Origin of the sequence: Pseudoxanthomonas sp. F11 (assembly GCF_037046485.1) — a bacterium.
Lineage (GTDB): Bacteria > Pseudomonadota > Gammaproteobacteria > Xanthomonadales > Xanthomonadaceae > Pseudoxanthomonas_A.
Map to the genome: position 1 here is coordinate 1 of NZ_JBANLZ010000006.1, position 11,117 is coordinate 11,117.

Here is an 11,117-nt window from a genome sequence, read left to right on the forward strand (position 1 = left end):
CGCCACTTCGGTGACGGCATTGCCGCACCTTCGGCCAATCGCTATGGCCGCGTCAGTCCGACCCGGGCCAGCCATGTGGCCGAGGCGCTCGGAAGCGCGGTGGATCTGATCTTAGATGGTGGACCGTGCGAGATAGGCCTGGAGTCGACCATCGTCGATCTCTCGGATGGAACGCCACGGTTGCTGCGCCCTGGCGCGATTACTCGTGCCATGCTTGAACATGTCCTGGGATCATCCATTTCCCTAGCAAATCCTCATGGCACACCCGCACCAGGTCAGAAGCCTTCGCATTACGCACCCAAAGCTCGCATCGTCCTGGTCGCTCCCGAACAGGCAGAAGCGATGGCGGCTCGCTTGGCAGCGCAGGGTTGCAGAGTAGGGCATCTAGCCGTTGCACCGTCGCACCATCCGGGTGTGTGGTGGCTCCCCCTTTCACTGACACTGGATCAGCAAGCAGCGAGCCTCTATCAGCGACTGCACGAGGCCGACGCGCTGCAGCTCGATATCGTGGTTGCATCGTTGCCGCGTGGTCACGGAATCGCCGAAGCCATTGCCGATCGCCTCATCAGGGCTGCGGGATTGGGAGAAAGTTAAGGGGGCTGAGACAAGAGAGTGACAGCATCGCGTCATTGCGAGGAGAGATCATCGCCGGTTGGCCGCGCCTCCGGCCACAGTTGATACTGATGCCGTCGATTGCTCGCATCAGCTCCAAGCTCGGTCCACATCATTGCGAGCGTACCGCATTGCAACATTACAGCGCTCATACCTGTTGCCGTACCGCTGCATGATTCCAGCGTCGTGCTGGAACCCTAGCTTCTCGTAAAGGTGAATCGCAGAGCTACAGGCAGTGTTCGTCAAAAGGTATAGCGGGTCGGCACCAATATCTAATGCTCGCTTGATGATCTCGTTCAGTAAGCGCTCGCCAATCTTGAGGCCTCTGGCGCGCGAAAGCACGCCCATCTTGGTGAGCTCATAGCTTCTCGGTCCCGTCTTCTGAAGTGCGCATGTGCCCACGATGCCGAGCCCTTCTGCCTCAGCAAACAAAATAACTCCTCCACGATCAATAATTCTCGCGCGAGCATTCAATAGTACATCTCGATCAGCGTCCTCTAACGTGAACATCGAGGTTATCCACTCGACGTTGATGTCCAAGAAGTGGGGAGCGAGTTCATCCCTGAAGTCGTAGACCGTGAAACGCGTCATCACACGTATTCTCGATGCTCAGCGTCTGCGACCCCATGGAAGTCGAGCTTGCCTAACGGAGCTCCTTGATTTCTAAGGATTGCGTAAGTAGTAGTCATATGAAACATAAAGTTTGGTATACAGAACTCATCCACGAAGCGACGGCCCGTGAAGTGCAGTTTTCCGCCTGTAGGAACCTCTAGTGTCACCGAAGCCGCCTCCCAGCCATATGGAACTCGCGCTGCTAGATTAGGCAGGAATCTAATCGCATGCTCGATAGCTCTTCTAGCGTCATCTAAGCTAACAATCCGTGGTTGCGGTGGAGAGGGAGGATCCTCCCCCGCCAATCGCGAAAAGGTTGCCATGGCGAGCTGGCATGCGATCTCGACCTGTTGGGAAAAACTGAACATGTCTGGCGCAAGCCTGGCTTCAAGGACCGATTGCTCGCTAAAGCCCGCGTGACGCGACCATGCAGAGGCTTTCAGGACGAAATGGAGATAGTTCGCCAATTGACGTTCAAAGAAGTTGGCGACGAGCTCAGTGGAATTCTGTCTGGTTTTGGCTTCTTCTGATTGACGTGTCACTGTGAGCATCCTCTTCTACTTGCTTCTGGAGTGGCGGGACTCGAGCCAGGAAACGCCGTAATCTAGAAGATGTCGGGCTTCAAAGAGATAGCAGACAGCCTCACCAATGCGCCCCCGCACGCCATGGTTGTCCTGCACGTAGCATCTGGCTATTGACTCGATGGCATCTGGACCAGTGAGATAGCAGTCAAGAATTCCATTGGAATCGAAATCACTGCAACGAACCCAAGCCTTCGTTCCGTTCTCTTGGAGGACCGGCATTTCATAGGTCACGCGACGCTTATGAGGGATTGCGGCCAAGGCTTCAGCATAATGAAGAAGCGTGACCGCATCGAGCGGTGCGCCCAGCATTAGAACTTGCCCATCTACATCAACAAAGCGCTCTAGTGGGGAACCAATGCCATATGCGCTGTCGAACGGATGTACTCTCATTAAGAAATCTGCGGCAGGTCCCACGGCAGCGAACGAAGCATCCGGATGAGGACTTCGCCGAACGCCGGGTTCACAAAGCAAGGCAGAATTGAGTATCCCGTAGCCAGGATACGCCGAGGAGGTTACGGGACAGAATGCAGGCCAGCTGTCTTTGAGGTGACCCGGCAGCGTGCGTCCATCAAGCGTCTCCGCATAAGGAGAACGGTCCCAAGAGACCATCGCCATCAGTGTACCCGTGGGGCCTAAGGCGCTGCGGAGTGCCTGTATGACGCCCGCAGCCCCTTGTTCCACTTGGCCCAGTTTCCGTAGTGACGAATGAACCATAACGACGCCGCCGGAACGCAAGCCGAGAGCGCGAACTTCTTCTGTCAGTGTTTCGATCTTGAGCATAGCGTGTCGCCACTACGTGGACCGATTCGTCTCACGGGCCTCTAGAAGCCTCGCGTCGAAAGACTTCTCGTATAGAGCTTGAAGTGCACGCTTCAACACTTCTTCAAGAGATATGCCAATGTCACTACTTATCGATTCGGCTGCTTGGGCAGTTATTGACCATTGTTGTTCCAGCGCAGGGTACGCCCGCTCTGCCTTCATCGACAGCCTGAGCACGCGTTCTCTTGCGTCCTCGCCGGGGCTGACGCTAATCCACCCCTCCTCGGCCATCTTGGATACCGTCTGACTGAGTGCGCTATGACTGAGGCCACAGCGCTGCGCCACTTCTTTGATTCGAGCCGATCCCGACTCGCGCAAGATGCGCACAACGGGCGTGAAACGCGGCCGGTATCCTAATCCTAGACCTTCGTACGCGCGTTCCACTGCTGGATCCAACTGATCAATCAGTGAGCGGAGCAGCGTGCCTAGAGTTGCTTGTTTGTCCATACGAGCCATGATATATAAGCGCTTATATAAGATCAAGGGGGTGCATATGCAGGTCTTGTCAGTTCTCAGTGTAGTAATGGCGCTTAGTTGCCCGACTCAGACCGAAGTGCTCTATGCGACAGCGGAAGCTGTTGAAGAGAACTACGTGGACATTGATGAAGGTCGCCGAATAGCAGCAGCTATCTTCCAATGGGCTGATAGCGGACGTTACGCTGAGTCGTGCAATGACACGGCAGAGTTCGCCGATCTCCTAAACAAAGATCTGGATGCCTATGATGGCCACTTCCATTTTGAAGCGCCCACAAGCAAATCGAGTTCGGAAGATTGGCTAATGGCGTGGCGCGCAGATGCCGCATCATCCAATGCGGGCATAAGGGAAGTGCGTGTCCTTGATGGGAATGTCGGCTACATGCGTATCTCGACGTTCTACCCTTGGGACCTTGTAGAGCAGAAGCTGACATCAGCGTTCAATCTCTTGCAAGGCAGCAGAGCAATGATTCTGGACTTGCGCCAGAACGGGGGAGGCGATGCGAGCACGGCAGAGCACTTGGTGCGGGCTGTACTGGAGGACGAAGTAGAAGTAGTCCAAAAAATTAGGAAGCGCACTTCCGTCGAAGCGACTCCTTTGCCGAAGCGAGAACTCCCGGCCTATACGAAGCCGATGGTAGTGCTGGTAGATAGAAGAACTGGCTCGGCAGCCGAGTTTGTCGCCTACTCCCTGCAATCGCTAGGCAGAGCGAAGATTGTTGGAAGTCGCACTGGTGGAGCAGCCAGCCTCATTGATGAGCCGATCACCCTGCCTACCGGATTTCGCATCTCTATACCCGTCGCGACACCAGTCAACGTGGTTTCAGGCAGTAGCTGGGAGAGGCGCGGGGTAGTTCCTGACTTCCCCGGTGGAGACGACCCCCTATTTGTCGCGCGCCTCCAACTCCAAGCCGTTAGCGACCATTAGCCTGGTGGATGTCTCGTTCCGACAAGATGCCAACCACCAATCGACGAACTGGTCGAGCTTCAGGATCTTTGTGCATACGCACAAAGCGTACTCATCTTCGGCGTTGAGACGTCGAGGGGGCGCGTATGTGTTCAGATGTCGCCAAGTACCGTGCTTTTGGGCGTGCGATCGTAACCTTGATTCGACGTTCTATCTAGCCAGTTTAACGTTGCAGGATGCGGCTCACCATTTGGAACACTATCGGTTTTACAGCAGGTCAAACTTGTCATGAACCTTCATGCGCAACATCGGTAAATGCGTTCTACGCTTAGCATCTACATTGTCTATGCCAATGCCTCAAGTCTTCCAACGCGCCGGTGAGGAATTTACGCGTTTCATGGTGATGGCTCGCGACTACTCCGGACTTCAGACTACCCACATGGCTTGGAATATGGTCGTGGGCGTACTGCATGCGTACCGAAAGCGACTGACCATTGCGCAGGTGATCTCCTTTTCCAGGGCGCTCCCACCGCACGTTGCTGCCATCTTCTTGACCGAGTGGGTGCCGGACATTCCCAAGGCTGTAGGAACCACCGAGGATTGGCTTGAAGATGTTCGCGCCGTTCGCACGGCTCACAACTTCTCGCCGCCTGGCGCCGTAGCTGCCGTTTCCGAAGCGCTTTGGGAGCTGCTCGGCGAAGACGGAATGGCGGAGGCACTTGCCGATCAACCCAAGTGGGCCTCCGCGTTCTGGACGAAGTCAATGGTGGGAAAGCAGTCGAGTCCTACCTGAGAATGGGAAGCTGTGCGGTCGCAGTAAGACTGGACCTCCATGATCCGTCCACGCCCCCTTTCTAAGCGAAGCAAACGCCGCGTAAGATCGATGACTAAGTTGAGGGAGTTGGAGTACTGATGAGTAGAGGGACTTCTGGCTTACTCCTGCGCCAGTACGAAATGGCATGGAGCCTAGCTTCGTATCATTTGAACGGTCTAAGCAATGAAGAGTGTCTGTGGCGCCCCTCCACCAAGGGTTTACACGTGGTGTCGCCGGAAGAAGGTTATTGGCGCGGGGAATGGCCAGAGCATGAGGGCTATGATCTGGGTCCGCCAAGCATCGCGTGGCTTCTATGGCACATTAGCTTTTGGTGGTCTATGGCCATAGATCACTCGTTTGATAGTGCGACGCTAGATCAGAACACAATTGCCTGCCCAGATAGCGCGGATGGCGCTATTTCGATATTGCGCGCATTGAATGATAGATGGCGTGGCCTCATATCAAGCATCGCCGATGAGGACCTACTGTCCGATGAGCGGACAAGGTGGCCCTTCCAAGAGCGTCCTTTTGGCGATGTTGTGGCTTGGGTCAACATCGAGCTGATGAAGAATGTAGCCGAGCTGGGGTACGTGAGATTCCTCTACGCGACAAGGCCTGCCAGCTGACAGGCCTGTTCAGGACAGAGCTGTCGATTCGAGATGGTGCTCACGGAGGGCAGGAGTTTCGGCTTCGCGGATTTCTTACAACCCCCAACAACACCCCATCGACATCAATAGCGGAAGAGCGGAGATTAATCGCTATCTCGTATGGCTGGAAGGTCAGCCCAATTGGTCCAGAGAGCAGCAGAGCACCAATGTCCACTCCTGGCCGGAAGCGGACATGCATCAACGTGTTCGTTGTGTCGATGATTTTCGGACTTGCTCGCTAGGACTTTCATGATCCGCGTTCTTCCCGCTGAGGCCGCTTGAACCCCATGCGTTGGGTGATGAACCCATCACGTCGGGCCCGCTGACGGAGTACTGCAGCGAGTATGTGGAGGCCTACGAGCCCCAGCAGGATCCAGGCGCCGTAGACGTGCACGTACCAGGCGATGGCGCGGCCGGTTTCGTCGGCGGGCGGGACGAACAGCGCCGGCAGTTCAAGTGCGCCGAACAAGGTCCGGTCCGCGCCCATCCACACCCATATGACATGCCCGCTGACCGGCACCGCCAGTACCAGCAGGTACAGCACGCCGTGGACCGCCGACCGGGCGCGGCGGAGACTGGGCGGCTCTCCCGGGTCGGCCGCTGGCGTCGGCATCACGAGGCGCAGGCACAGGCGCAGTACCGTCAGTCCCAAGATCATTACGCCGAGCCGGAAATGGAACGGCAGCAGCGCCTCGGACAACCGCGCGGCGCCATGCTCCGCTGCGAAGCCGAGCACGAACTGCAGGGCCAGCATCAGGGCGAGCAGCCAATGCAGCACGCGCAGGAGGCAGGGATAGCGGTCCAAGGGCTGCGGTCTCATGGCGCACACTCGGGATAGCCCGGGATGTTCTGGCCCAGCACGATGTCCCGGTGCGCCAGCCATCCGTCCGCGGTCCGCAGCGGCGTCACGATCCCGCTGCCACCGCGCCCCTTGTCCGCCTTGCGCGCGGCCGACGCGGTCAGGTGTGGGTCGTCGCGGAACAGCACGTCGTCGATGTAGTACAGCGCGCAGCCGGGCTCGATGACGTACAGATGGATGTGCTGCGGCATCGTGCTGCGCGGATAGCTGCCGGGACGGATGGTCAGGAAGGTGTACCTCCCCTCCGCATCGCTCGCGGCCCAGGCGCGCAGTCGTCCATGCTGGCGAATGCCATCATCGCCTTTGCCGCCTGCGCCCGGGTAGACGCCTTGGCGGTCAGTCTGGTGCGCGTATACGACCACGCCGCGGCGCGGCCTGCCTTGCGCGTCGGTCACGCGTCCAGTCAGGCGCAGGCGCTCCCCGGGTTCGTCATCGGGCGCTAGGCGGACGAGGGCGGGAGGATCGGCGGGCAGCCCGATCAGGGGCACCTCGCAGTCCTCGCAGGGCAACCCGACGACGGGCGTGGCGGCGGCGCCCGGCGCTGAGCACGCGGCGAGCAGCGACGCGAGGAGCACGCGCGCAACACGGGCAGCGAAGGGGCGGAACGAGGGCGTGGGGTGGGGCATGGGTGGTCTCCGGAGGGTCCACAAGGGAAGAGCCGGCGTCGCCACGCTGCGTTAACCGCGTCCGGCGTGTTAACACTTCCGCTCGAACTGTCCTCTACTTCCAGGCCACCCCGGACCCCATGGGCCATGAAGGCCAAGATCGATCCCGCTGACATCGCCAGGCAGGTGCAGGACGCGCGGCGTGGATCGCAGTCGGCGTTCGCGTGGCTCTACCGCAGCTTCGCGCCGCTGGTACATGCGATCCACCTGGGCGTGACGTCGCGCGCGCGAGCAGAAGAACTGACGCAGGAAACCTTCGTCATCGCGTTCGAGCGATTGGCGCAATTACGCGAGCCTGCGTCCTTCGGCCCGTGGATCGCGATGATTGCCCGCAGGAACCGTCCGACTTTCATGGTCGAGGAACGGGACCTCGCGGAGGTCGACGATCCCGCGTGGCGTGGCGCCGGTCCCGATGCGGCCGCCCAGGCCAGCGAAGCCCTGCGTGCGATCCGGCGCTTGCCCGACACCTACCGCGAGACCCTGATACTGCGGCTGGTCGAAGGCCTGAGCGGTCCGGAGATCGCGAACCTGACCGGACTGACACCGGAGTCGGTCCGCGTGAACCTCCATCGCGGCATGGCCCGGCTGCGCGATGCGCTGGGCATCGTCACGCAGCTCGAGGAGAAGGGTGATGATCGAACGGCCTGATCCGCTGTGGGATCCGCAGCAACCCGGCGACGAGACGCTGGCGCATCTCGCGTCGCTGCTGGGCCGGTACCGGCATGTTCCGCCACCCGAGCGGGTGTGGTCGGCAGGGCCGCCGGCCGTTCCGCGCAGGCGCGCGCGGCGCGCCTTGCTGGCCGCCGCCGTCGCGCTTGCGGCGTGCCTGGCCGGCGTCGCCGTCTGGGTGCCCTGGCGCCTGCACTGGGAGGAGCGCCGGCAATGGGCGGTCGATGCGGACACCGGTCCCGCATCGGCCGCGCTGGACGTGGGCACGACGCTGAGGACCCGCGCCGGAGAATCGGCCACGGTCCAGGTGGCGCGCATCGGCCGCATGGAGGTCTTGCCGGGAACGCGGATCCGGCTGCTGGATACGCGTGGTGGCCATCATCGTCTGGAACTGCTGGAAGGGCGCGTGCGTGTGCGCATCTGGGCGCCTCCCGGATACTTCGCCATCGCAGCGGGTACCAGCGAAACCGTCGACCTGGGCTGCGAGTTCGAGATGAGCCGCAACCTGCAGGGCGAGGGGACGATCCACGTCACCAACGGCTGGATCATGCATCGCGTCAACGGACAGGAGACGCTGGTGCCAGCGGGATCGGGCCTCGACTTCGATGCGACGCGCAGTGGCATTCCCCTCGCGACCATGTCGAGCGCCGCGTTCCGCGCGGCCGTCCGCCACCTCGATCTGGCGATGGCGGAAGGAGGGCGTCCGCCCGGCGGCGAAGAGGCCGTCGTCCGCGAGGCGACGCCAGCGGACAGCTTCGCTCTGCTCAGTCTGCTGACACGTTATCCAGCACTGGCCAGCGGGCCGGTCTATTCGAAGCTGGCGGCGCTGCTCGACTTGCCGACTGACGCCCAGCACCGCGAAGCGTGGTCACGTGGCAGCATGCATGCGATGAATCTATGGTGGGAGCGCATTCCGCGCCCCCCCAAGGCATGGTGGCTCAACTGGCGGGATGCATTCCCCTGGACGGAGTCTGCGAATCAGAAGGCCGCCGTATCGGTCACCAAACGGGAGACTCCATGACGGAGCACCTCATATCCATCGCGTACGGCCGTACTGCGCTTGCAGCAAAGGCGGGTTCAGGATGGTTATCGCTGGGGCGGAGGGCATGGTCGCTTCCGACCCAAAGCAGACATCCGCATACCCAGCTTGTTTTGGCCGGAGACGGACACTACTTTTGTACCAGACACAGCCGCCTGAATCTAGCAGGCGGCCCACCCAGTTCCGTACACGGCCCCCAGAACAGCGCTACCACGAAATCTTCGCCCCATGCCCCCTAGGTGATCTGTGGAGTTACCAGCATCTTGTGGACAGGTCTAGCATCCATGCGATCAGCGGGAGGCAAGCATCATGTCTTCGAAGAAGGTTCCAAGCCGGACTCGGCGGGCTTATCAGTTCATTGAGTCGCATCGGAATGAGTTCAGCGTTCAGATGATGTGTCGGCTGCTTGGAGTTGCTCGTGCTGGCTACTACGCTTGGCTCGATCATCCGGTGTCCGATCGAGCCCAGGAAGATGCGCGCCTGCTACGTCTCATACGATCATCTTTCACCGCAAGTTACGGGATCTATGGCGCCCCCAGGGTGCTGCAGGATCTACGCGAACGCGGTGAGAAATGCAGCAAGCACAGGGTTGCACGCCTCATGCGCGAGAACGGCCTCCAGGCGTTACACGGCTACCGCATACGTCATATCCCGGTTGCAAAGCCGCACGCATTGATCCCTAACGTGCTGCAGCGTCAGTTCACGGTGTCGAGGCCCAACGAGGCCTGGGTTACGGACATCACCTACATCCGTACCTGGCAAGGATGGCTGTATTTGGCCGTCGTCGTGGACCTCTTCTCGCGCAAGGTCGTAGGCTGGGCCGTCAAGCCGACGATTCATCGAGAGCTGGTCCTAGAAGCCGTCTTGAAGGCCGTTCGTGCTCGGCGCCCAAGAAAGACCCTGATCCACTCGGATCAGGGAACGCAGTATGGAAGCGACGCGTGGCGACGCTTCTGCAAGGCCAACCATCTTGAGCCAAGCATGAGCAGGCGGGCGAACTGCTGGGATAACGCAGTTGCCGAGTCTTTCTTCGGAAGCCTGAAGAAGGAGCGCATCAAGAAGCGCATCTACGCGGACCGCCAAACGGCAGCCTTGGACGTATCCGAGTACATCGAAGGCTTCTACAATCCGTTCCGTCGGCACAGCTACCTCGGTGGCGTTAGTCCCATCGAGTTCGAAGCGGCACATCGGTCCCGCCGCTCAGGTGTCCACTAAATCCTGGTAACTCCACTCCCGGCATCGACAAGGGCGGGGAATTGGGGAGATTTATCGTGAGTAGGGCACTCTCGACCCGAGGCGGTAACACCAAAGTTTTCGCCCCTAGACTCAGCGCACAAAAGATCGACCAAGCTCACCGCGTTGGCTGACGTGCCCGCGATAGCAGATCATGGATATTTGGTCCACGAGCCGCAGCGACGATGGGATGGTCGCGGTCAGTGGTCCTTCCTGTGCGGATCAGGCTAGAACAGCACACATTTACCGGCTCGCCTTTGGGGCCGGACACGTCGACTTGTTTGCCGCTCCCAGTCCCCCTAAGATCTGACGGTATCGAAGGCATGGCCCAACATTGGGGGGCTGTGGATAGGTCGGTTGGCTGATCCAGGGATAGGGGTAGTTGGCGCCATGACAAATGACGACTCAGAATCCATTCGAGAAGCCGTATTCGCCAAGCACATTCCGCCGCTGCGAAAGATGTGCTTCCACACGGGTGTAATTGTGCTTGCTGCATTGGTAGTGGGCTTGGTTGCGTTTCAGTTTGCAACCGTCCCTCCAGCAGTCTCCGAGACTGACGCAAGCATGCTCCGTCGAGGGTGGGGCCTCATGGCGGGCCTTACGCTGGCTGCGGTCGGTGCACTCGGATACGGTGCCTGGATAGTTGTCCTTGGCCTCCGAGCCAGGAGGGAGACACTGGGGCTGATCACTAAAGCTGCTATTGAGCGACTAGAGCGCAAACGCTAACACTTTATTTGATCAGGCGCTTTTTCGTTTCACAGCACAATTCCTGCATTAGCGCTAATACGCATGCACGGCGACAGTCTCTACTGGCTATTCAATTCATCTGCGCAAGCCATTGCAACGCATCGGTAATGTCGATACGTGCCTGTCAACATCAAGCCTGGTCAATGCCGCTTCTGGAAGGTTGGGTATTTCTACGGGACAAGAAAGAGATATGTTGCAGTTCCTTCAGGGATTTACATAGAGCTCTTACGAAAACATTGCGCTGATCTAGTATTATGACTATCTATCGCCGGGGGGCGCTGACGTGACAGATAACCCGCACAGGGGGCCAACACTCGCAGATGCGACCACCGCATGGCTCGATCGAGGGGGGCCATTTCCGAAAGAACTCGTCGTGAGGACGATGGATTCAAGCGGGGAAACCTATACGCAGCGCTTTGAAATCCTAGACAGGAAC

Annotated in this window: 12 protein-coding genes; 6 read left to right on the plus strand and 6 right to left on the minus strand. The window is 59.4% G+C overall.

Annotation, left to right across the window (positions count from 1 at the left end; genetic code table 11):
• Positions 1–594 (plus strand): Sua5 family C-terminal domain-containing protein (locus tag V8246_RS15970; protein ID WP_336190101.1); only part of this gene is annotated, 594 nt, incomplete at its 5' end.
• 108 nt (positions 595–702) lie between these two features.
• Here the strand turns inward: V8246_RS15970 and V8246_RS15975 are convergent.
• The 4 genes from V8246_RS15975 to V8246_RS15990 are packed head-to-tail and all read right to left on the minus strand — an operon-like array spanning position 703 to position 3,083.
• On the minus strand, positions 703–1,203 hold the full coding sequence (locus V8246_RS15975; protein WP_336190102.1) for a GNAT family N-acetyltransferase: 501 nt from the start codon (positions 1,201–1,203) through the stop codon (positions 703–705).
• Positions 1,203–1,775, minus strand: coding sequence for a DUF1993 domain-containing protein (locus V8246_RS15980; protein ID WP_336190104.1), 573 nt, complete (start codon positions 1,773–1,775; stop codon positions 1,203–1,205). Before V8246_RS15980 ends, V8246_RS15975 begins: the two co-directional genes overlap by 1 nt.
• Before the next feature lie 6 nt (positions 1,776–1,781).
• Positions 1,782–2,588, minus strand: coding sequence for an aminoglycoside 3-N-acetyltransferase (gene aac(3), locus V8246_RS15985; protein WP_336190105.1), 807 nt, complete (start codon positions 2,586–2,588; stop codon positions 1,782–1,784).
• Between the two features lie 12 nt (positions 2,589–2,600).
• Positions 2,601–3,083: a MarR family transcriptional regulator gene (locus V8246_RS15990; protein ID WP_336190106.1), complete on the minus strand. Its 483-nt coding sequence runs from the start codon at positions 3,081–3,083 to the stop codon at positions 2,601–2,603.
• Here V8246_RS15990 and V8246_RS15995 point away from each other — a divergent pair.
• Both V8246_RS15995 and V8246_RS16000 read left to right on the plus strand, forming a co-directional pair.
• Positions 3,082–4,029 (plus strand): S41 family peptidase, encoded by a 948-nt coding sequence (locus V8246_RS15995; RefSeq protein ID WP_336190107.1) that lies wholly within the window; start codon positions 3,082–3,084, stop codon positions 4,027–4,029. The two genes, V8246_RS15990 and V8246_RS15995, sit on opposite strands and share 2 nt — an antisense overlap.
• A 277-nt stretch (positions 4,030–4,306) precedes the next feature.
• Positions 4,307–4,801 carry a DUF2267 domain-containing protein gene (locus V8246_RS16000; RefSeq protein WP_336190108.1) on the plus strand — a complete coding sequence of 165 codons (495 nt, stop codon included), beginning with the start codon at positions 4,307–4,309 and terminating at the stop codon, positions 4,799–4,801.
• Between the two features lie 915 nt (positions 4,802–5,716).
• Here the strand turns inward: V8246_RS16000 and V8246_RS16005 are convergent.
• Entirely contained in the window at positions 5,717–6,274 is a 558-nt protein-coding gene (locus V8246_RS16005) for a cytochrome b (protein ID WP_336190109.1), read from the minus strand.
• Positions 6,275–6,285: 11 nt separating this feature from the next.
• On the minus strand, positions 6,286–6,954 hold the full coding sequence (locus V8246_RS16010; RefSeq protein ID WP_336190110.1) for a hypothetical protein: 669 nt from the start codon (positions 6,952–6,954) through the stop codon (positions 6,286–6,288).
• Positions 6,955–7,080: 126 nt separating this feature from the next.
• Between V8246_RS16010 and V8246_RS16015 the strand changes: the two genes are divergently transcribed.
• From V8246_RS16015 to V8246_RS16025, 3 genes are all read left to right on the plus strand, one after another.
• Positions 7,081–7,641 (plus strand): sigma-70 family RNA polymerase sigma factor, encoded by a 561-nt coding sequence (locus tag V8246_RS16015; RefSeq protein ID WP_336190111.1) that lies wholly within the window; start codon positions 7,081–7,083, stop codon positions 7,639–7,641.
• Complete coding sequence (locus V8246_RS16020; protein ID WP_336190112.1) at positions 7,625–8,683, plus strand: hypothetical protein; 1,059 nt, start codon at positions 7,625–7,627, stop codon at positions 8,681–8,683. The genes V8246_RS16015 and V8246_RS16020 overlap by 17 nt, the downstream gene beginning before the upstream one ends.
• A 327-nt stretch (positions 8,684–9,010) precedes the next feature.
• Complete coding sequence (locus V8246_RS16025; RefSeq protein WP_336190113.1) at positions 9,011–9,916, plus strand: IS3 family transposase; 906 nt, start codon at positions 9,011–9,013, stop codon at positions 9,914–9,916.
• The last annotated feature ends 1,201 nt before the right edge of the window (positions 9,917–11,117 follow it).